16 protein-coding genes and 3 pseudogenes are annotated in these 21,401 nt (G+C 34.6%); 4 read left to right on the top strand and 15 right to left on the bottom strand.

Features of this window, described 5'->3' with window-relative positions:
- Positions 1-108 precede the first annotated feature (108 nt).
- The 7 genes and pseudogenes from SAGCYANO_RS12385 to SAGCYANO_RS12360 form a co-directional block, all read right to left on the bottom strand.
- The gene (locus SAGCYANO_RS12385) at positions 109-345 is read right to left on the bottom strand and encodes a hypothetical protein (RefSeq protein ID WP_202220358.1); all 237 of its coding nucleotides are present in this window, start codon (positions 343-345) and stop codon (positions 109-111) included.
- Positions 346-704: 359 nt separating this feature from the next.
- Positions 705-1,411 (bottom strand): annotated as a pseudogene (locus SAGCYANO_RS12380) (HAD family hydrolase).
- 533 nt (positions 1,412-1,944) lie between these two features.
- Positions 1,945-2,079, bottom strand: coding sequence for a hypothetical protein (locus SAGCYANO_RS47520; protein ID WP_255502550.1), 135 nt, complete (start codon positions 2,077-2,079; stop codon positions 1,945-1,947).
- A gap of 32 nt (positions 2,080-2,111) precedes the next feature.
- Positions 2,112-2,772: pseudogene (locus SAGCYANO_RS12375) on the bottom strand (TVP38/TMEM64 family protein).
- A gap of 467 nt (positions 2,773-3,239) precedes the next feature.
- On the bottom strand, positions 3,240-4,046 hold the full coding sequence (locus SAGCYANO_RS12370) for a DUF928 domain-containing protein (RefSeq protein WP_202220357.1): 807 nt from the start codon (positions 4,044-4,046) through the stop codon (positions 3,240-3,242).
- 1,203 nt (positions 4,047-5,249) lie between these two features.
- Positions 5,250-7,196, bottom strand: coding sequence for a CHASE2 domain-containing protein (locus tag SAGCYANO_RS12365; RefSeq protein WP_237396100.1), 1,947 nt, complete (start codon positions 7,194-7,196; stop codon positions 5,250-5,252).
- Between the two features lie 469 nt (positions 7,197-7,665).
- Positions 7,666-8,106: a pentapeptide repeat-containing protein gene (locus SAGCYANO_RS12360; RefSeq protein ID WP_202220356.1), complete on the bottom strand. Its 441-nt coding sequence runs from the start codon at positions 8,104-8,106 to the stop codon at positions 7,666-7,668.
- A 128-nt stretch (positions 8,107-8,234) separates the two neighbouring features.
- Between SAGCYANO_RS12360 and SAGCYANO_RS12355 the strand changes: the two genes are divergently transcribed.
- Positions 8,235-8,453, top strand: coding sequence for a hypothetical protein (locus SAGCYANO_RS12355; protein WP_202220399.1), 219 nt, complete (start codon positions 8,235-8,237; stop codon positions 8,451-8,453).
- Positions 8,454-9,155: 702 nt separating this feature from the next.
- On the opposite strand, the gene SAGCYANO_RS12350 is transcribed toward SAGCYANO_RS12355, so the two are convergent.
- Complete coding sequence (locus SAGCYANO_RS12350) at positions 9,156-9,485, bottom strand: helix-turn-helix transcriptional regulator (protein ID WP_202220355.1); 330 nt, start codon at positions 9,483-9,485, stop codon at positions 9,156-9,158.
- A 1,489-nt stretch (positions 9,486-10,974) separates the two neighbouring features.
- On the opposite strand from SAGCYANO_RS12350, the gene SAGCYANO_RS12345 reads away from it, so the two are divergent.
- Positions 10,975-11,253, top strand: coding sequence for an IS200/IS605 family accessory protein TnpB-related protein (locus SAGCYANO_RS12345; protein WP_202220354.1), 279 nt, complete (start codon positions 10,975-10,977; stop codon positions 11,251-11,253).
- A gap of 440 nt (positions 11,254-11,693) precedes the next feature.
- Here the strand turns inward: SAGCYANO_RS12345 and arsS are convergent.
- The 7 genes and pseudogenes from arsS to SAGCYANO_RS12310 all read right to left on the bottom strand — a co-directional run bounded on the left by arsS (position 11,694) and on the right by SAGCYANO_RS12310 (position 20,696).
- Positions 11,694-12,676, bottom strand: a pseudogene (gene arsS, locus SAGCYANO_RS12340) (arsenosugar biosynthesis radical SAM (seleno)protein ArsS).
- A gap of 1,154 nt (positions 12,677-13,830) precedes the next feature.
- Positions 13,831-13,977 carry a hypothetical protein gene (locus SAGCYANO_RS12335; RefSeq protein WP_237396098.1) on the bottom strand — a complete coding sequence of 49 codons (147 nt, stop codon included), beginning with the start codon at positions 13,975-13,977 and terminating at the stop codon, positions 13,831-13,833.
- A gap of 233 nt (positions 13,978-14,210) precedes the next feature.
- Positions 14,211-14,672 carry a DUF2267 domain-containing protein gene (locus SAGCYANO_RS12330; RefSeq protein ID WP_202220352.1) on the bottom strand — a complete coding sequence of 154 codons (462 nt, stop codon included), beginning with the start codon at positions 14,670-14,672 and terminating at the stop codon, positions 14,211-14,213.
- A 370-nt stretch (positions 14,673-15,042) separates the two neighbouring features.
- The gene (locus tag SAGCYANO_RS12325) at positions 15,043-15,300 is read right to left on the bottom strand and encodes a hypothetical protein (RefSeq protein WP_202220351.1); all 258 of its coding nucleotides are present in this window, start codon (positions 15,298-15,300) and stop codon (positions 15,043-15,045) included.
- An 818-nt stretch (positions 15,301-16,118) separates the two neighbouring features.
- The gene (locus SAGCYANO_RS12320) at positions 16,119-17,303 is read right to left on the bottom strand and encodes a methyltransferase domain-containing protein (RefSeq protein WP_202220350.1); all 1,185 of its coding nucleotides are present in this window, start codon (positions 17,301-17,303) and stop codon (positions 16,119-16,121) included.
- 853 nt (positions 17,304-18,156) lie between these two features.
- Positions 18,157-19,545, bottom strand: a complete 1,389-nt coding sequence (locus SAGCYANO_RS12315; protein ID WP_202220349.1) for a hypothetical protein — start codon at positions 19,543-19,545, stop codon at positions 18,157-18,159.
- 668 nt (positions 19,546-20,213) lie between these two features.
- Positions 20,214-20,696, bottom strand: a complete 483-nt coding sequence (locus tag SAGCYANO_RS12310) for a hypothetical protein (RefSeq protein ID WP_202220348.1) — start codon at positions 20,694-20,696, stop codon at positions 20,214-20,216.
- A gap of 187 nt (positions 20,697-20,883) precedes the next feature.
- Here SAGCYANO_RS12310 and SAGCYANO_RS12305 point away from each other — a divergent pair, with 187 nt between their 5' ends.
- Both SAGCYANO_RS12305 and SAGCYANO_RS12300 read left to right on the top strand, forming a co-directional pair.
- Positions 20,884-21,147: a hypothetical protein gene (locus SAGCYANO_RS12305; RefSeq protein ID WP_202220347.1), complete on the top strand. Its 264-nt coding sequence runs from the start codon at positions 20,884-20,886 to the stop codon at positions 21,145-21,147.
- Positions 21,148-21,381, top strand: a complete 234-nt coding sequence (locus SAGCYANO_RS12300) for a type II toxin-antitoxin system VapC family toxin (protein WP_202220346.1) — start codon at positions 21,148-21,150, stop codon at positions 21,379-21,381.
- Positions 21,382-21,401 lie beyond the last annotated feature (20 nt).

The following is a 21,401-nucleotide window of genomic DNA, read 5'->3' as shown; positions in this document are numbered from 1 at the left end:
GATTTGTCATTAGCATAAGTCAAACACCAATTCTTTCTTAGCTATATTTATTTGAATAGTTTCTATTTATATTTGACTATATACGACTCTATTTCTATAGAACTTTTACTATACTGATGGTGAAGGTTCTCTGCCCAAACGTTCTTCAGCTAAATCTCTAATTAAAGACAACCGAGACTGAATATATTCGTTAATCAAATCTGCTTCCTTGCCATTGAGGGAATTTCTAGTTTTCAACTGTTTGATTAACCATTGAACTAGGGTAGCATCATCTAGAGATATTAGGGTTGTAGCTTGGGAGTTTTCGATTAAAGACCAAAGCTGACGCAACATTGTGGGAGTCATAGAATCTCCATATAAGTATAGATAATCATCTTTTGGCAGATTGGTAAAGGCTGGTTAGTCACCAGAATGTAGCTTACAGCACATATATTTCCAATCTTATGTTTTTTAACTATTCTTTTATATTTAGTTAATAGTAACCGAAATTTACTCATATCAGAAGTGGTTAAACACAATAAGTTACAATTGTTACCAATATCTTTACAAACCGATGTTGTTCTTTACTTATTTTTGATGGGATTCAAAAAGTTTCATGGTTATTTGCTCAGACCGAAGATTAAAGTTAAGTGAATGTACATATTTTTTAGCGACACACATTATACTTTTTTTTATCTAAAAACAGTATTCTTATATACAAATATCTAAGAATTAATTTCTTGATAAACTTTTTGTATTCTGTCTAATTCAAGGTCGGATAGATAATCTACACACCAGTTGGCCAAACGCTGGAGCATATGAAAAGGATAAGTATGGGCGACGCCAACCACAGACATTCCTGCTAATTTAGCTGCTTCAATTCCGGCAAAAGTATCTTCTATAACTAGACATTCTGAAGGTTGTAGATTTATGTCTGTATATTGTTGATTGAGAATATTCACTGCCAATAAATAAGCATCTGGTTTTGGCTTACTAACTTCGACATCATCTCCAGAAATAATTGTCTTAAAAAATCATCTAAATTAGCTTTGTTTAAGACTAATTCTATTTCGGATCGAAGAGCACCACTAACCACAGCCATTTTCAGATTTGCTTTAGCGACCTGAGAAATAAAATCTATCGTATCTGAATAAATTGGTAACTCTTCAAGACTTTCTAATTGTTGTTGATAAGCTAGAGCTTTACGTTTAATTAACTGGTCTAAATATCCTTCATTAATATATCTACTTCTTTCAGTAAGTATGTTTTCTAAACAAGCACGGTCGCTTCTTCCTAAACAGAATTGGTTGTATTCTCCTGGTCTAAGGAGTAAATTTTCATCAATTAACACTTGCTCTATTAATTTTTCATGGAGAAATTCATCATTAATAATTACACCATTAAAATCGAACAAAACAGCTTTGAGAGTCATTTCAGTTAGCCTCCTCCGGAGGAACTTCGTTAACAGTTAACAGTTATCAGTTATCAGTTATCAGTTAGCCTCCTATGGTCAGAACTTTCCTAGGCCATGCTACGCAAACGTTATCAGTACCGACTGCTGTTTGGGCCGCATTCTGTAGGAAAGCATGAGGGACCGAAATACTGAAGTTTACTTTCTCTTGGTCCATTAGATATGGCAAGGTTTCCTCGCCATTTCTCGACCGCTTTTCATTCCCTTGTAAGCGACACTAGGGACGCAGCCAAAGGAAGGCTATTGACCCTATTTTTTTGTCATAAATTCTAGGGATTTATAATTCAATTAATTACAATAACAAAAGTGGTCAGGACTTATAATTTTAGTGGTCTAGGTTGACAATTATAAAGAATACCAAATCTTAAAAAGTTTGCTATACATCTTTTTAATAATGACCTCTTCTTAAAAAAGAAGAGGATTTACTAAAAAATAATATTAATGAAATTTATCCTTAATTAAAGAGAAACTTCAAACCTGAAATTATCAATTATTCAGTGAGGCGATCGCTTTGCGCCTCCAGACATAATACTATTTCGGAATAGTTCTATAGCTTCTTGGTCAATTAAAAAGTTGCTGACCAATGGCACAAGAAATTTTTCGTATATTGGATTTTTCTTAACGGCCATCAAATTTTTCCTTGCACTATGGAACCAAAAAATTAGGAAATTTTCTTGTGTAAAGCTTTTCTAGCAATTTTTGTCACATAAACGGTTACAGCAATTGTGGCTATTAAACCTACTCCATAAAGAATCCATTCTGCTGTGGTCCGCGTCCCTCCTTCTGTGCCCAAAGTTGCCAAACTACCAGCCAGAGAACCAAGATATACATACATTATTGTTCCTGGCATCATCCCAATCCAAGAAGCGAAAAAATAGTCTGGTAAAGATACTTGGGTTAAGCCAAAAGCATAGTTGAGTAGGTTAAAAGGAAAAAATAGGAGATAAACGAGTTAGTCCAACAATTTTCCATCCTTCGTCGGCTACTGCTTCATCAATGGCCTTAAAGTTTTCATTTCCTTCTATCTGTTTGGACACCCAACCTCGCGCCAGATAGCGACCGACGAGGAAGGCACAAGTTGCACCTATAGTGGAACTGATGGAAACATAGATGGAACCGAAAATCGGGCCGAATAACAGACCTGCACCTAGAGTTAGTAGTGAGCCTGGAAGGAATAAAACTGTGGCCAAGATATAAATAATTATAAAAGCTATAGGACCCCAAGGGCCAAGGGTTTTTATCCAATCTAGGGCATTTATCAAGAGTTGTTGAGCGTTAAATTTATGAGCAATAACTAGGAGAGTTGCAACTACAAAAACGATTAATAGTGGTTTGAGTAGCTTGTTTAATTTTTGCTTTTTTTTGTTTCTTGTTCTAGGTTATTCATCTATATACAGAATTTACAATAATGGTTGGTATTAATGTATATGATACTGTATATAGAGGTACAAACCTTGATTTTAATTGTAGTCTTATCAGATTTTTATCTAATTTTCATTTAACATCGATTATGACTATGGAGTGTTTGGGGATAATTTTTTGAGTTTTTTTTAGACATCTCTGATACTCATGTTTAACTTATTAACTTAGCTGTTTTATTCATAGAGGTGTTTGGTAAATATTTAAAATTGAATGACTGTTAGAAACAGGTTTTAGTTAAAGTTAGAGATTTTAGACCTAGTTTTCTAACAGATATTTTTCTAGTAATTCCAAAATAGTTATCCTTATACATACCTTATTTGTTAGGCATTCGGGTTATATGACTAATTCGAGTCTTCAAATTAACTTGCTAATTAGCTGAATTTAATGGCTCTTTAGCTACATCATTTAAACCTACTGAATTAAGCAGATTTTGCCATTCTGATTTAAGTTTGTTATCGTTCGGATTCAAACTAATTTTTTCTGCTAAGGCATCCAGTTTTTCATGCCATATACCTGCGTTTGAATAAATTAACCAGCGATCGCTTTCTGATGTTTGCTGTAGTTCTCTTGTCAAATTTGGGTTGGGATTAACTCTTTTAATTGAGCTTTGGACAACAGTTCCATAACCACTTCCTTCGCAGCTCAAAGAGAATGTCCAGCTATAATCTTCACCTACTTTTAATTCTGGTTGATTGCTGGGAATTTTAATGCGTATAATGCCCTGACTATTTGATACTGGTAGTAGCTTTTCATAAACTATTTTTTGACTAGAGTCTTTCAAGATAAATTCTCCAGCTATAGCTGTGTTTTCTGGCACATACATATAAATTGTTGGATGTGAGGCTAGGGTTACTAGGGTTAATTCTTGTCTTTGATTTATCTTGGGAATTAGAGGAGTTAGAGGTTTTTGATTCTCATCTACACAATTATCTTGTCCTCGCGATCCTCCACCATAAGTACCTGTTGAACCGCCTTGTACTCTAGGAGTAACAGAGTTTGCTAAGGTATTTTGAGAAATACCTAGAGTAGTATTTGCTTTCCTATTAGTTGAACTAGCAGAATGAGTAGATTTTGCTGATGTACTGTTGGGAAAAGAAGTAGTAAATAATCCTAAAACTAATGTGAAAATCATAGTTTTGAGAGTAATAGAAAAACGGAAATTTTGTAGATACATATTCTTAGTTCCTTTTTTGGCTAAATGTTTTAATTACTTATTACTATTATAGTTTATTCATTTACGAATTGTGTCAGTAGCTAGTGCAAGAAGGCATAAGACAGGAAGCAGAAGGGAAAAAAGCTTGCAGAAGTAACTTTTTAACCTGATTTTAACTAATTAGTCAAGTAGGTGCTGAAATTAAGTCTAAAATGTCCGAAGCGAGGTACGTTTGCACAGTGACCTAGGAAAACAATCCCATAGTTAAGATTGTTTTTCTGACAATTTATACCATTTTGATAAATGTTTGTTACAAATGCTAGGGATGTTATATATAACTTCTCTAGGTCATTTCAGTTATCAGTTAGCCTCCTCCGGAAGAACTGCGCCCTTCAGTTATCAATTAGCCTCCTCCGGAGGAACTGCGCCCTTCAGTACCTCTGTAATAAGGAGGCTTGACATAAGGAATATTCTCTTCTCTTGGTAGATTAGATATGGCGAGGAGACCCGCTCTTATCAGAGCCGCTCCGAATTGCGCCATCTCTCGACCGCTTTTTTATCCCCTTAAAAGGCTATGCTTTATAAACATCTTTCTTAACATAAAACGCGGACATTAGTGAGAAGTTATGTGTAAGTCATTTGAGAGGCTTTTTCCTCAGAAAAGTGTATTGAATTAGACGTTTTTTTGAATATTCTTACTCCTCACGCTCCCCACACCTCCCCATCCTCCCATCAAGGTTTCAGGAGTTCCTTATCAGGGATAGCTTAAAAGGGGAGGCTTGAGACTAAAAATTTTCGGTTAGAAGAAAGAAGCAAGAAGGAAGAAGGCTAGGACTTACGCAGATACGCTATATAGTACTTGTAACTATTGTCCAATAGTTACTGTACTCTATACATAGTGTCTTTGCGTAAGTCCTGAAGGGGTTAATATTGAAAAAAAGGGAAAAACAAACTATAGAGATAACTATCTAAAATGAACTGGAGCAGCTATTTTTAAGCCTATCCGATCGAGAAATAACTTTTTGTAGCATTCTTTTTTCAAAGTGGTATTACTCCCAAATTTTCCTAGTTCTGATGCAGTACATTACATTTATTTCTAACCATATACTTACTTATGCAATCCTGCACTAGAGTGTTGATAAATAGTTGAATATATTTTTGTGCTTGTAGAAAAATAGCCAAATTGATCGGGAGTCAAAATTTCAAATTATTTGTTGTTTATGGTTAATTTAAAAATAGTTTTTCCCAGTAACTAAGTATACATTTACTGGTATTTTTTCCTTTTAAATTTAAATTACCCCAGGGTTCTACTGAAAATCTTTTATCTAAATATTCCAAAGTTTCTTGAGCAATCAAAACTCGACAAATTCCTGGATGACGGTCTTTATCAAAACTTTCTAAGCGAGAAGCAATATTGACTCCGTCGCCAATTACTCCATATTCTAAGCGATTTTTTCCACCTAAACTACCAACTGTAACAGTTCCGGTATAAATTCCTACACGCATTTTTAATTCTGGAGAATTTTGTTGTTGCCATTTTTGATTTAATTGTGATAGATGTTTACCCATTGCTAAAGCACAATTAACTGCATTTTGTGCATCTATAGCAATCTCTTTAACACTGGTACGAGGTACTGGTATTCCAAATACTGCTATAACTCCATCTCCAGTAAATTTGTTGACTATTCCGTGATGATTTATGACAATATCTGTCATGGCACTCAGATATTCATTCAACCAATTCATCAAAGCTTCTGAAGTTTTTTTTTCGGAGATACTGCTAAAGTTTTTTAGGTCAGTAAATAAAATTGTTGCTGTAACTGTTTTTGGAGGTAAAATCCCACTATTAATCAGATATGAACGTTCCTGCCAAAGAGCTTGAGCAATCTCTGGAGAAGTTTGTTGACCTAATAATTTCATCACCATATTTTGTTGTTGCCATGATTCCTGAATTTTGTAGACTATTACTACCCCACTTGTCATAACTATTCCTAATGTTGGTGCTGCTACAGGTATCCATCCCATCTTGATAAAAATTCCATAACTAATAACTATTAAAACTCCTAAAGCTAGAACATTAATTAACAGTAAAGTTAAAGGTCGTCTGGTATACCAAGCAATACTACCACCGACTATTGACCAACTGAAAATCCATAGTATTTCCGTTGATTCATCCCAGTACCAAAATAGCTTTTGACCGTCAAGAACTGCACTAAGAATTTGACTGGTAGCTTGGGCATGAATCTCTAGTCCTGACATCTTTGAATTTAAGAAATTTAACTGAGCAAAACTGTAAGGAGTAAGAAAAAAGTCGTTGCTACTAGAAGCTGTATTACCAATCAAAACAACTTTATTTTTAACTAATTCGGGGTCAAAATTACCTAACAAAACATCTTTGATTGTAATTTTTGGAGCTATAGATTGAGAATTACGATAATTAATTAAAATTGGATATCCCTGAGCATCAATTTGTTGATATCCTCCAGAGTTTGGTTGTAATTTTTTAAATAATGCGTCACCTAATTGATATTCGTTATTTTCAGTTATCTGAGGAAATATTTCATATTCTTGGAGATAAGCGAGGGCTAAATGTAAGGCAAATGCCACCATTGTTTCCTCATCATTATTAATAAAAAATGAATAGCGACGAACTACACCATCTGGGTCAAGAGGAATATTATTAAAGCCAATTCTTTCCTTTGGGATACTAGGAGGTGGCAATATTGTACTCATAGATTGATTGGCAATAAAAGTAATCCCAAAAACATTCGGTTTCTGTAGTTGTTCTACTAATTCTGTATAACCGGAATCTTTAGGGACATTTCGGTATATATCTACACCTATTACTGAAGGTTCATGCTCTTGTAGAGAAGCTAAAACATCTGCTAAATTTCTGTCGGATATTGGCCACTGTCCCAAATACTGTATATCTTCTTCAGTAAGTTCCACTATTAATAATCTAGAGTCAGAGATTCGCTCGGGCCTCAGACGTACCATTCCATCAAATATAACTAGCTCTAGTCGCTGCAATGCTCCTAAGTACCTGAAAAATAATAAACTCAGAATTGCTGCACCAGAAGCTAAAATTGCTGATGTTGGGATTCCGTAAGAATGGACTTTTTTATATATCCACTTAACAAAACGTATAGGATGCATAATTTTGATGGCCATTCATCCTGATTAGATTTAGCTAGAGCGTCGAGAAGCCTCACACCATAATTGAAAATTTGGTGTGAGATGAATCGACGGTAAATTAATGGGACTCGATGTCCCATTAATTTACAAATTTTATGTTATGATAGACTCAAGCTGGTTTGAGTTAACAACCGCCAGTGATGAACCATGAAAATAAAATAAGATATGGGGTTATATCCCAGAAATCCTAGTAATCCGTTGGGAATGTAAAATCTGATTGCGGCGCTAGGTGAGCAGCTTTTTTATTGGCAAAAAGGGCGGCGGGGCATCCCGTCCTTAAAGCTCGTAGCGTCCCACGCAATGGCAGGACTATGAAGCGAGAAGCCCACGCTATACCTTCGTGGTTAGTGTGGGAGTATGTCACGATGAAGCAAGTATTCTCCACACCCTTGCTCAACTTAAACAGAAAAAAGCGTGGGAATTACTAAACTTCACCTAATTTCACTTACTTATGTCTTGTGCCATCTGGCATAATTGCACCGCTAAGGAGCGCCCCTTCTATACTAGCTCCTTCAAGGCTGGCTCCTCCTAAATTTGCACCTTCTAAATTTGCTCCTGCTAAATTTGCTCCTTCCAAGTAAGCTCCTCCTAAGTTAGCTCCTGCTAGATAAGCACCTTCTAAATTTGCACCTTCCAAGTAAGCTCCTCCTAAGTTAGCTCCTCCCAGATAAGCTCCTCCTAAGTAAGCTCCTGCTAGGTTAGCTCCTCCCAGATTAGCTCCTCCTAACTTTGCCCCTGCTAGATTAGCTACTGGTAATTTTGCTTCTACCAGGTTAACTCCACCTAAATTTACGCCTCCGAGTCTGGCTCCTTCTAAGTAACAATTTGGACATTCGCGAGTTTCGAGCAACAGTCTAATGTTTCGTTCTATTTGTTGGTTAGTCATTATTTGGAATAATAAAATATAGTCTAGATATCTATTTTAGGTGTTGGTGAAGTGCATGTATGATATTAATCTTAATTATTTAGAGTCAACCCACCCGCGCACCCTTCCCAGGAGGCAGGGTCAATTTATTGTCACGCTTAGAAAAATTGACGGGGAGATGGGGAGATGGGGAGATGGGGAGATGGGGAGATGGGGAGATGGGGAGATGGGGAAATGGGGAGATGGGGAGATGGGGAGATGGGGAAATGGGGGACCAACCCCTAACCCTTCCCAGGAGGGGAATGTGGGGAGATGGAGAGATTTGTATATTTGCACAATTAAATGTATTTCTGATGAATATTCTCTGAGGACAAAGAATTAGCCTTGCCTCCCAGGAGGGGGAGGACCTCCTCAGGAGGAAAGGAAACAAAGAAGAAGAAATAGTAGTAGAAGGGGAAAGTTTTTTGTTCGCGCTCTTATACGGACAAGATATCATACCTCTTTTCACCAACGCCCTATTTTATAAACTATAGTGCTATAGAGTGAATTATTCGGTAATACTAAATTTGATTTACTTAAGATTATTGTTTATGAAAGGAGGAAGTAGAGCAAAATCATCAATTTTTTTTAATGTATGATACTTAGTATAGATATTGGGAAACAAGGAAAACAGAGAAGGTAAAATGAGGAGAGGATAGAGTTTTTTGGATTGTTAATTAAGGGGAGATGATATTAGTATTACCCTGATTTTTAGATTGGCTGCTAGATATCTTTACCGAGAAATTGGGGGTTGCACATTATGGAATGATAATGCAAAAATTGCTTTATATTTTGACTAAAAACCATTAATTAATCATTCTACCAATTCTCAAATCCAAAATCCTGTTCATCAAAAATCTCAAATCATTTGTCACTGTGCAACGCCAGAAATTGTGGTATATGAGCCTCCTGTTTTAAGAGGATAAAAAAAGAGAATATTCCTTATGTCAAGCCTCCTTATTGCAGAGGTACTGTTAGCGTAGCTCCTCCGGAGGAGGCTAACTGATAACTGAAATGCCTGATCATTTCAGTTAATCATTATCGACACAAAGGTTAGCTGGTAAGGGGCTAATTTTTTGATATTCTGATAGGTACTTTTCTAAACTTTCAAATTGAGATAAATTAAGACTGTAATATATCCAACGACCATCCTGGCGACTTTTAACTAAAGAAGCTTCTTTAAGATTTTTGAGATGAAAAGACAGTTTGGACTGAGAAACTTGAAGGCGATCGCATATATCACATACACATAGTTCTTGTGTACGCAACAGTTCTAATATTTTAATTCGTAATGGGTCAGAAAGTGCCTGAAAGCTTGCTGCCATAGAAGTAGGGGATAAGTTTAGTGATGTTTCTAGCATTTGTTTTAGTAATAATTTACGAGCTTTGTATGTCAGTTAGTAATGTATAGTGTTGCTAACTATATATTATCATAGATTTGGGATATCTGGAAATTAAACACCTTTAAATTAATCCTTTAGTAGTAGCTTGGGGATGAATTTCAACTATATTAGACATCTGGCGGTCATAAGAAATAAAATAAATTATCGCACAGAAATTATCAATTTTTTCCCCTAGTCCCTAGTCACTACTCGCTCTTTTCCGGAGATATATATTTTTTACGAAAGATGGACGATAGTTTGAAAACCACGTCTTTTTAAAGCGTGGATGAAAAACGAATGGGGGATTTTAATCGCCTTAAAAATTTGTCATTTTCTATTCTTTAATTTTATCCTATTAAAGGAGGTGATAAAGATGTATGGATGTCAGCAATAGTTAATTAAAATTTCGGGAATTATACCGTTTTTAGAATACTTATGTAATACAGCAAATAAACTCATTAATTGTGGGATTTATTTGGCTAGGCAATGGTATTTTAAGTTGGGTAATATTCCGGGAAAATATAACTTAGAAAAGAAGTGAAAGTCCAATAGTAATTATCAGTTTTTGTATTCTCAAGCAGCACAACAAACTCTTAGAGGTGTAGCAGAATAATTTAAGTCTTATCAAGCACTTTCTCAGAAGTATTTCAAAGGAGAATTAATATCATGTCCGCTGGGGCGCGTTTGTGTAAACCCAAAGGTGAATATCTACAAGAAATTTAAGTTTTTTTCTTGCTCTTAGGTATTCCTGACTGTTCCCTGTTCCCAGCTCCGGTGTTCCCTACTCTTGCTATACAATACCGATGCTACCGGACATGATATAACTGATAAACCTCAACTACGAAAATATCGCAAAAAGGGAGGAATGGGGGTAATAACTTATCCGTGCGCAAGCTTTAAAGCTGGAAAATGGTCAAGTTAAAGTACCTCTGGGAAGAAAGGTTAAAGCAGCATTTAAAGTTGATAGTTTTCTCTTAGATTTCCTAAGTAATTTTGAGTTTAAAGAAATTAGAGAAATTAGAATTTTACCTCGTAACTTCTGTTTTTATGTTGAATGGGTTTATAAGTTAAAAGCCGATCGACCTCAGCTAGATCGAGCCAAAGTTATAGGGATAGACCACGGAGTTGATAATTGCAGGACTTACGCAAATTGACTGTCAAACCACCATCTGTAGGGGCGAATGGCATTCGCCCTCTCTATATATAGAGTCTCTGCGTAAGTCCTGAATTGGTTAAGTTGTGTCTCTAATGTAGGTACAAGTTTGATCATTGATGGTAAACACCCACCCCTTTAGTTCCCCTCCCACCCACCCCTTTAGTTCCCCTCCCACCCACCCCTTTAGTTCCCCTCCCAGGAGGGATAGGGGAGGGTTGGTACAACAAACAAATAGCTACAATTAAAGATAATAAACCCCAAGGATTTTGGTCAAATAAATTAGCGCACATAACTGAAAAACGTAATAGACAAGTGCGTGATGCTATTAACAAAGCAGCAAGATTGGTGATTAATCATTGCCTTAAATATGGAATTGGTCGAATAGTTTTTGGTTGGAATAAACGACAAAAAGATAGTATTAATATCGGTGCAAAAAACAACCAAAAGTTTGTACAAATCCCCACGACTAAACTCAAAGAACGAATTATTCAGTTATGCGAATTATACGGCATAGAGTTTATTGAAACTGAAGAATCGTATACCTCACAAGCTAGCTTTTTAGATGATGACTTCTTGCCAAACAAGGCGTGAAAAACCCGGAAGCAGGAAGCCATCAGGCAAGCGAATTAAGCGATGCAGCGCCGCAAAAGGGGGTTTCCCCATGAGCGACTGCATCAAGACAACGAGGACTCTATCAAACTCAAAAGGGTTTGTTAGTTAATGCCGATTGTAATGGCGCAGCTAATATCCTCAAAAAAGTAGTGGCAACTTTAGGGTTTTCCCTTAAAGAAGTCAGTAGAGGCAGTTTGATCGTGCCTTTGAGAATCCTGTTTTGGATTGCTTAAGAATCCCCTGTGCTTGAGCCAGGAGAATATCAATAGCTCTAAGTTATCAGGACTTACGCAAAAAAGGAAATTATACACCATCTGTAGGAACGCCATTCGTCAGCTATGCGTCAGCAAACGGCCGAAAGCTTGCGCATAACTATCGTTAACGCCCCTACTATATGTGGTGGTTTTGCGTAAGTCCTGTTATATTAATGACCCACTGCAACTAGAGCCACAACCTGCGGTACAACCGTAACAATAATTTGCTGTTTGCACTTGTTCAATTATGTCTAAACTATTAGCTTCTAATAACTTAGCTACTGTGATTTTTTCAATTTTGTTAGTTTGAGCTGGGATATTTTCCATCTGATTAAAGTCACAGTCATAGACATTACCTAAATAATCAATTGATAACTCATTTCGACACATTAAATTTTCTACAGTCTCAGAGTTAAAATTTGACTCTAAAAATCTAGATAAGGCTGATATATTTTTCTATTTTGAAGATATAGTTTAGTTCTACCTATGGGTAAGTTGGTAATTGTAAACAGTTGGTTGAAGTTGATATTAAAATGTTCTTTAAATATTTTTTATAATCTTCTTCTAGATTTTTTGATTAGGAGGAAGGGTAAATTGATTTTGATTTGGAACGGGAGGATTATAAACTAAATCTAAGACCAGGTTTTGATCTTTTCCATATCCTAATTTGTTTAACCATTGCAATGCTTTAATTGATTCACTATACACGCCATAACCTCGAATTTTATCGACATTATCTTCTAAATAACAAGGCAATGATGCAACAATTCTCAGTTGATTTTCAGCGCAATATTCTGGAATATCTGTAAATCCTTTAACAAAATAAATCGTTAAATTAGAACGAACAATCACTTCTTTTTTCTTTGCTCTAGCAGCTTCAACTAATTGTTTAAATCCATAGTTCATTTCCGGGCACCGCCGGTCAAGTCAACTGTTTGAATTTGAGGAAATTTATTAATTAGTTCAATTAATTGTTCGCATATTTCTGGGGAAAGTTCTTCTGTTCGTTTCGGACTTGCTTCGACATGGCAATGGGTACAGGCAAGATTACAACGTTTGCCAAGATTAATTTGTAAAACAGTAATTTTTTTCTTGGTTAGGGTTTTATTAAGTTTGACTTTGAAAGGTTCAAAAGCTGTATTAACCATTTTTATAACTTGATAATAATAATTTTACTTTTACTGAAAAATTGTGGGTATGCGCCTCCCTTTTAAGGGGATAAAAGCGGTCGTTTTGCTGGCGCATAACTATGTTAACGCTACGCGACATGTTTGCGGAGCATGACAAACGGAAAAAGCGGAGCGCACCCGTTGGGTGGGATGGATGGGTTTCCTAACCATATCCAATCGACTAAAAGAAAGAGAATAGTCTTTATGTCAAGCCTCCTTATTGCAAGAGGTACTGAAGTCCGCAGTTCCTCCGGAGGAGGCTAACTGTTAGCGTAGCTCCGACCACAGGAGGCTAACTGAAATGACCAGTACAGAAATTTTTACTAGGGTAAGAATTTTGGGCGATCGCTCCACTTGTATTAGTATTTTATTTAATAGTTGAATTAGAGTTGAGGAAACAACCAGTAGTTATTTCTACACTTAGATATAGCAGTAATGGCAAATTTATGAAAATAGTGATGTTTGGTAAGCATTCAGCTAGCTCGCATTTCCGTTTGTCATGCTCCGCAAACAGCAATCAGATGCATGAAAATATTCAAACAATAACTGAGGTTAGGTTATGGGCAATTTAATTAATGAACTTTAATTCTCCTTGGTGGATAATTCCCTTCTAGTATGATAATGAGTTTATACCACATAGCTTATGGCTGACTGCTGGATGCTTAGGATGTTTGACAAAAATCAATACATTTAGACATTTATAATTAAATCTAAGTAAACTGAATCTAACCTGAGAAATAATTAAGAAATAGGGGAGGAGCTATAAGTACCTGTATTTTAAGTTAGGAAGTCAGGAGTTGACAAAAAAGCAAATTATGAGACGAATATTATACAACTGATAACTGAGTCAAAATATCAAAAATTATTTTATAGAAAGGATAGTATTTTTCATTAATTGATAATTGATAATGGATAATTGATAATTACCTCTGGTTAAAACCGCTACGGAATTGAATATAAGGAAATATTATTTCTTCTCTTGGTCGATTGGATATGGTTAGGAAACCCATCCATCCCTCGACCGCTTTTTCCCGATCAAGGGGAGGCTTCAAGGCGCGAATTATTTAATTATTAGTTATTAATAATTAATAATTCGGTAATTAACAGGATTTCGTTTTGGTTGAGTATAAAATTCAATTTAATTCTAGTATTGATAGCAGTCTAAGAAAAAGGCGGGGACAGATAGAAAGCTTAAAGCTCAGAGAAAGTAAAAATATTACTTCTTCCTTCTTCCTTCTTCCTTCTTCCTTCTTCCTTCTTCCTTCTTCCTTATGCAACATGAAGATTATTATATATAGCTGTCCTAAATAGATTTTGAACAAATTTTAGTTATCTAAATACTGAGGATTACTTCTCTTGATATGTAGCTAATGTTCATATTCTATCTAGGATAACTATAGTAGTGCTGAAAATCCCAAAAAAGATTTTCTATTCCTTCTTTATTCCTCCTTGCCTAAAAAATTAGGCACTAAAAAACCTAGTTATGTTAAAGAGCAGAAAAAATATTAATTTCCTAAGCTTCGTTCCACATAACCTTAACTTTATCTGGCATAAAACTAGCTATTTCTTGAATTCTTTCTGGAGATAGTTCTTCCTTTGTTGCAGAAAAAACAGCTTTAATTACAGTTTCCGGTGCTACTCCTTTAGGAACACCTGATTCTTGATTAATTCGGAAAATAAAAGTATCACCATCAAATGTAAGTGGTGGTCGAATTTTACTCAGAAAAGCAACAAGTGGATTATTATCTTTCCAAAGTTCTGCTATTTCATCTGGGTCTGGTTTTTCACTACCGGAACTTAAATCTGAAGCTACCTGATTAGATGCTTCTGTTGTCATTAAATCGCGCATTGTACGAAAGACAATAACACTAATATCTCTAGCATCATAAATATCTGGTAATCCTGCTTGAGTTTGAACTTTCTGAAGAAAAGGCACAAATTTTTCATCTACAGGGAATTGTTGAGAATCTGTCATAATTAAATCCTTAAATATTATTAGGTAATTAGATATTATCACATAGTTCAACAATTAATAATTAGGGTTTGCGTATGGAAAGTATTTTGATAGGGGTAGGAGTCAGGAGTCAGGAGTCAGGAGTCAGGATAAATGGGAATTATAGAGAAGGTAGTCGAAAAAATTTTCCCTTAATTTTTCTGCCATAATTTTCCCAAAATACTAGCTTTATGTAGCTATTTTCACCTAAAAGCTGACACTTTTTTAGATCAAAAAATTATACAACCAATATCAGTCAATGCTTTGATATTTAATCAGCAAGCCCTAATTATTAATTATTAATTATTAATTATTAATTATTAATTATTAATTACCTCAGAGCAGTCCCTTTTTAGTTTCCTAAATCTATTTGTTGTTGACTGGGGGGAGTTGTAAATCCAGTTTTATCAAGAATATAAACAACTCCAACCGATAAAATTGCTCCTGCGATTAATCCAATTGCTACTAATACTAAAATAAACCGCTCCAGCATTACCTTAGTTTCAGGATTATAAGATTCTATGACTTCCATTTCATCATTTTGGTCGTTTTTATTTTCTTCTGACTCAACTGAATAATTATCTAAAGGTTGAAAATTTGATTTAGGCATTTTATTAATTGATGGGTAATTGGTAATTGGTAATAGCTCACAGCCTCAAAATTTATGGAATTGTAGGTTTGTAGAACTGGATATAGCTATGACATCTTATCATAACTGATTAGAAGAAGGAAGAGGGAAGAGAGAAGAAGGAAGAGAGAAGAAGGAAGAGGGAAGAAGGAAGAAGGAAGAGAGAAGAAGGAAGAGAGAAGAAGGAAGAAGGAAGAGAGAAGAGAGAAGAAGTAATACCATTTCTCAAAAATTTTTCTACATTTTATTGAGTGGGAGACCCACCCCTACTGCTCCTGGGAGGGGAAGTGGGTAGGGACGTTCCATGGAACGTCCCTACAGATAAATAAACATAAGAATAATTAATACTAAATAGCTAAACAATTATCAAAAAAGTGAGTCGAATGTAGGTTTAATAGTAATCCTAAATGATTATTTATAGCAGTCGAAAAAAAGGTGAAGGTATATCAAAAGCTGAAAACTCATACCATTTTCAAAAAATACTGTTACAGTGCTTTATTCTGTTGGTAGGAGTTTTGAGATTAATACTGTAGCGACCTTTTTTGAATTTGGTATCAGACAATGCCAGATTTTTCCTTCTTCCTTCTTCCTTCTTCTTTCCTCCTTCTGCTATACAAAAAAATACAGTAGAAATTAGTCTCTCGTTTCTACTGTATTTAAAGTCAGAGCATTAATAGCATATCCCTTTAATTAGTGATGAAAAAATCATCTTCTCACTTCAAAAACAAATCTATCTACTCCCATAAATAGCTGATAGCTGATGGCTGTTTGCGCAGCATGACCTAGGAAATGCTTACATCTTAAGGACTACAACAGTCAGTATTATCATTAATACTTGTAATTCGATAATCTAAACCTTTAGTTTCCTTCGGATGCCTATTTTTAGAACGTCGGCAATTAAATTTTTTTGCTGAACTTAATGGAATATCTGTATAAGGTTCAACAGACAAAAAATCCTGATGATAAGGACCATTTTGGTCTGTATAAATTTTGAAAGTTTTATCACAAACAGCCATTCTTTGACCTCTATGCAAAGTATGACCATCATCATCAACTACCTTTTTCCAAGGACCTTTGTAAATTACAGCCTGATTCTTTTCTAAACATTCTCCTTCTTTTCCTTTAAAAGCACGAACTGTCACAGAATTAAATTCAATTCCATCTATTACTTGCCATGGTTTTTCTTGACGTTTGAGAATTTCAACTCCGTAAAAACCAGCCTCTTCAAACATTCTCAGAAAAACATCTTCTCGAAATGCTCCAGCAATACAACCACTCCATAATTCCGGGTCATTAATAATGCCTGGAGTGGGGTCTTCATCGCAGACAATGTCAGAAATAACTGCTCTACCACCTCGCTTTAAAACTCTATAAATTTCACTAAATAGTTTTTCTTTATCTTGAGGGCGAACTAAATTCAATACACAATTAGAAATTACTACATCAACACTATTATCTGGAATTAAAGGTTGTTCCTTGCGGAGAGCATTACATTCTGATTCAAAAGCTGCTAGAGCATCAATAGAAGTAATTGGATTTGCCATTAGCCACTGTTCAACTATGTCTAAGTCAAGGGCTAAATCCTGAATTTTTCCTTTGACAAATTTAGTATTTTTGTATCCAATTTTAGCAGCTATTTCATCTTGATATTTTCGAGCTAATCCTAACATATCATCATTAAAATCTACTCCTATTACTTGCCCTTCAGCACCAACCTTTTGAGCAATAATATAGCAATTTTTTCCAACACCCGAACCTAAATCTACAACTGTTTCTCCTGGATAAATATAACGAGTAGGGTCGCCACAACCATAATCTTTTTGAATAATTTCTTGAGGCAAAATATCTAGATAATTTTCCTCATATTCAGTCGGACAACATAGAGTTGGTTGTACTTGTTGAGCGCCTGCTTGATAACGTTCTAAAACTGCATTTTCAATATTATAGTTAGCAGTCAATTTTTCATTTGTAGTTGTATCGGTCATTTCAGTTATCAGTTATCAGTTATCAGTTATCAGTTATCAGTACCTCTAGTTAAAGTTAGAGGTTTGAAATATTGAACTTTATTTTCTCTTGGTCGATTGGATATGGTTAGGAAACCCATCCATCCCTCGACCGCTTTTTTCATCCCCTTGAAAGGGGATGATTCAGACTTTATTTTTTGGTCATAGATAAATCTTGTTCAAATTTTTCCCAATTCATTATATCTACCAAATAATTAAGCTGAAGACGACACATATTAAGGAAATTTTCACAAAGTATAATTTATATCTTGTGAAAATTTATTTAGTTATATATTTTTATTTAAAACACTTTTAAATGAGTTTTTGCTGAGAAAAAGTAAAGAATAAGAGAATAAATAGGTAGACATAGTGCGGCTACGTGGAACTTAAAAGTCATGCATTTCAAAGTCAATCATTTTTGATTTGTAATTGTTTTAGTATTTTGTAACTGGTCAGTTATTTCTGCCATCCTGCAATAGTTAAACCAAATATCCCTGAAGGAATAAATTTTCCATACTACTCTGACTTCTAGACATCTACATAAAAGAGGGAATAGGGATTAGGGAGTAGGAAATAGGGGGAAAGAATTGATGAATAAGAGTGTGATAATTGATTTAATTTTTTATTATAGGAGATGTCTTTTGTACGAAGAATAATTGATTAAAAGCAAACTAATTTATTTATCAACATAATTGGGTCTAAAACCCCGCCTTTTAAGGCGAAATATTTTTGGAGAGTTACTCACGTATCCCCTACTTCCCCTCCCCTCCACGGTCGGGGTTAGGGGTGGGTTAACTTCTAACTTCTAACTTCTGACTTCTGACTTCTGACTTCGTTAAGGCCGCTTTAATATATATCTTCTGACAAACCAAGCTAAGAAACTGCCAATAATCACTAATATAAATTTGTACAATAGTGTACTTTGACAAAGAAAAAAGTTGTTAGCAAACATAGATTTACATTCTGCTATTACATTAAAACCCGCTAAACTAGCAAAAGCTACTCCTGAACCTAATACCGCAATGAATTCTTGAAAGTCGCGATCGCTCTTAGCTTTTTCTGTTTCTATTTGAGTGTTGATAGCATTAATATTATCTTCTAATAATCTCAGTCCTAGCTCAAAACTTTCTAAATCTTTTGTGATTTGCAAGATATATTTTTCGTGTACTAATTGACTAAAATTTTCTAAAAAATTGATGTTAGTTTGATTATATACTACTTTTTTTGTGGCTCTCTTAGTAAGGGTTTCTAATCTTTTATCGTAATTATTTAAGTTAATTTCTATGGCACCTTGTTGAAATTTGAGATTATTGAGATTGCTGGTGTATTGCTTGATAATAACTTGAACTTTACTCAGGATATCGCTAATTTTTTGCAACTTATTAATTTTGGCATTCTCTTGAGTAATATTTTCTTCTATAGATTCAGTTATTGTCTGAATTTTACGAAATTTTTCTTTAGTTTGATTTGTTAAAATGCGGCTTTGACCGTAAGCCCAAATAATTTTGTGGTGGTAATAAAATAAGCGCATCCAGTCTGCATAGAATTCGGCTAATTTCTGGAATGTTTCTTGGTCTGGATAGATGGCAATAATAATATGTTGAGTTTGAACAACAGTAAAAATTTCTTTATCTTCTAGTTTGACTATCTCTTGTTTTAAACTCTTGTCAGAATATTCAAAAATTGCTGCTCCAATAAATTCACCTTCACTGTCAAACTCTATTTCTTCTATATCAGGAAAAATTACTTTGTAACATTCTTGGGCAATTTTTTCTATTTCTTCTGGGGTTTTTTCTGAGGAGTTGGGTAGGTAGGTAGATAGCATCCAGGTCTGACCTAATGTGGCTATATTTTCTCCTAATTTTTGTTTGATTTTTGTTCTTAATTCGGCAAAATGTTCGGGCAGTTGTTTGTCGGGTTTAGCTACTTCTAATAATAATCCGTAACTGTCTCCGAGTTGCACTGGATAGTAATAACCATTTTCTAGGGAAGTATCAGGATATAAGGGAGCATAAATAGATTTAAGAAGGTGAAGATATTCTACTTCTAGGTTTTGTTTTTGGTCGTTATATTGTCCGTCTTGTTTTAATTTTTCCCGAACAGTTTCATGCAATTTTTGATAAAAATATTGACGTTTTTGGTCTATGTCTTTTTCATCATCACCGAGACTGTTTTTCAGGTCATAGAGAAATAAGTCAATCGTAGGATTAATAATATCGGTCATTTCAGTTATCAGTTAATAGTTAGTTATTAAGTAAGCATTCAGCCGTCAGCTATCAGCCATCAGCTATTGCTTTTAGTTTTAGATAAAAGTTTTACTAATTGAGTCAGATTTAAATCTGACTATCAAAGCTGGCTTTAAAATCTATATTCATTAACATCCCCTTATGGAGAGCTGAGAGCTGACAGCTAATAGCTGAATGCTTACGTTATTAATATAAGTATGTAGGAAGGAAAATTTACCGAATTATTAATTATTAATTATTAATTATTAAATAATTCTGGTTTAAAGCCTCCCCTTGATCGGGGAAAAAGCGGTCGAGGGATGGCGAGGTCCCCTCGCCATATCCAATCGACCAAGAGAAGAAATAATATTTCCTTATATTCAATTCCGTAACGGTTTTAACCAGAGGTAATTATCAATTATCCATTATCAATTATCAATTAATGAAAACTACGTCATTGCGATTGTAACGGAGTGGAAAGAAGCAATCTCAAGAGTTTCGACTACATAAATATTTAGTTACATAGTGACGTTTATTCGTGCCTACCTACTTAGTTGAAAAGAATGATTGGTGGGTTCAGTAGATAGCTATAATATCGTGTTAATTAATATAATTATTCCCCCTTGACCCAATCTACACAAAAGCTGAAAAATTTTATAATTATGGTTTATTTATTCTCTGACCGATTTGGAAAAATAAAATTTAATAACTGCTCAAGCTTACTAATTTTTTTAGCTGTTTTTGATGGCTCTGGTGATGAGATAATCTGAATAGACATATTTGTAATTTCGTTACTTTTTAAATCTGAAGCATCAAGTTTGATAATAGGACGTTGAGGTGGTTCAATTTTAGTCTGGATAACTGTTGCTAATTCATCTTGACTGGGAATTAAGTTTTCGGGAATATTATCAATTTTTTCTAATTTGGATTTAATGTCTTGAAAAACTGCATTTAAACATGGGTTATTGTGAATTAGTTCTATTAAATTAGGCTTAATAGATATTTCCCAAGCAGTGATATCAGCCTTTAATTGCCCAGCAAAAATATAAAGATTGTTTTTTTCCTGGGAATTTAAGGGAGTATCTAATTCGTCTAATTCTCTGATTGCTAGTAACATAGATAATAAAAATTTGTTCTTTGAATCATTCATGGTAAATATCCTTTATTTATAGTTTATTTCTAATAAATATATACTCTCTAGGTCAAGGCCAGTTTTTTCCCAATACTTTCTTTCCTCTGACCTAGAGACGTTGTATTCAACGTTCCTAGCATTTGTAACAAACATTTATCATACTTAGTATAATAGAAGAAAAATTAGCTAAAAAAACGGGTAGGTTATGACACAAGCAATCCTTACACAAATTATAAATCAACTTGAGATGCTTGAGCCAGAAGAACTGCAACAACTTAATCAAAAAATTAAACAATACCTAACTAAAAGAAATGGATTAGATCCACAAGATGCTTTTCATAAATCTTTAATAAATTCTGGGATTATCAAGAAAATTAAAACTCCATCTTATAAACCAATAACTGAACGACAACTGGTTCAAATAGAGGGAAAACCTATTTCTGAAACAATTATTGAGGAACGTCGTTAAATGGCAATCTACTTTTTAAATAGTAGTGCATTAGTCAAGGGTTATATCAGTGAAATTGGTTCTACTTGGGTTTTAGGTTTGTTCAATCCTGCTTTGGATAATCAAATATTTATTGCTGCTATTACCCAGGTAGAAATTATTGCTGCTATTTCCAGGCGATCGCGTGGTGGAAATATTAGTATTAGGACTTACGCAGATACGCTATATATAGCGATCAAAACTATTGTCCAATAGTACTTTGACTCTATAAATAG

Source organism: Okeania sp. KiyG1, from assembly GCF_014132355.1.
Lineage (GTDB): Bacteria > Cyanobacteriota > Cyanobacteriia > Cyanobacteriales > Microcoleaceae > Okeania.
This window is presented reverse-complemented; position numbering and strand designations above follow the sequence as displayed.

Coding starts and splice junctions, on each gene's coding strand:
- SAGCYANO_RS12385 (WP_202220358.1), bottom strand. CDS start 345: ATGACTCCCACAATGTTGCGTCAGCTTTGGTCTTTAATCGAAAACTCC.
- SAGCYANO_RS47520 (WP_255502550.1), bottom strand. CDS start 2,079: ATGGCCGTTAAGAAAAATCCAATATACGAAAAATTTCTTGTGCCATTG.
- SAGCYANO_RS12370 (WP_202220357.1), bottom strand. CDS start 4,046: ATGTATCTACAAAATTTCCGTTTTTCTATTACTCTCAAAACTATGATT.
- SAGCYANO_RS12365 (WP_237396100.1), bottom strand. CDS start 7,196: ATGGCCATCAAAATTATGCATCCTATACGTTTTGTTAAGTGGATATAT.
- SAGCYANO_RS12360 (WP_202220356.1), bottom strand. CDS start 8,106: ATGACTAACCAACAAATAGAACGAAACATTAGACTGTTGCTCGAAACT.
- SAGCYANO_RS12350 (WP_202220355.1), bottom strand. CDS start 9,485: ATGCTAGAAACATCACTAAACTTATCCCCTACTTCTATGGCAGCAAGC.
- SAGCYANO_RS12335 (WP_237396098.1), bottom strand. CDS start 13,977: ATGTTGCATAAGGAAGAAGGAAGAAGGAAGAAGGAAGAAGGAAGAAGG.
- SAGCYANO_RS12330 (WP_202220352.1), bottom strand. CDS start 14,672: ATGACAGATTCTCAACAATTCCCTGTAGATGAAAAATTTGTGCCTTTT.
- SAGCYANO_RS12325 (WP_202220351.1), bottom strand. CDS start 15,300: ATGCCTAAATCAAATTTTCAACCTTTAGATAATTATTCAGTTGAGTCA.
- SAGCYANO_RS12320 (WP_202220350.1), bottom strand. CDS start 17,303: ATGACCGATACAACTACAAATGAAAAATTGACTGCTAACTATAATATT.
- SAGCYANO_RS12315 (WP_202220349.1), bottom strand. CDS start 19,545: ATGACCGATATTATTAATCCTACGATTGACTTATTTCTCTATGACCTG.
- SAGCYANO_RS12310 (WP_202220348.1), bottom strand. CDS start 20,696: ATGAATGATTCAAAGAACAAATTTTTATTATCTATGTTACTAGCAATC.
- SAGCYANO_RS12305 (WP_202220347.1), top strand. CDS start 20,884: ATGACACAAGCAATCCTTACACAAATTATAAATCAACTTGAGATGCTT.
- SAGCYANO_RS12300 (WP_202220346.1), top strand. CDS start 21,148: ATGGCAATCTACTTTTTAAATAGTAGTGCATTAGTCAAGGGTTATATC.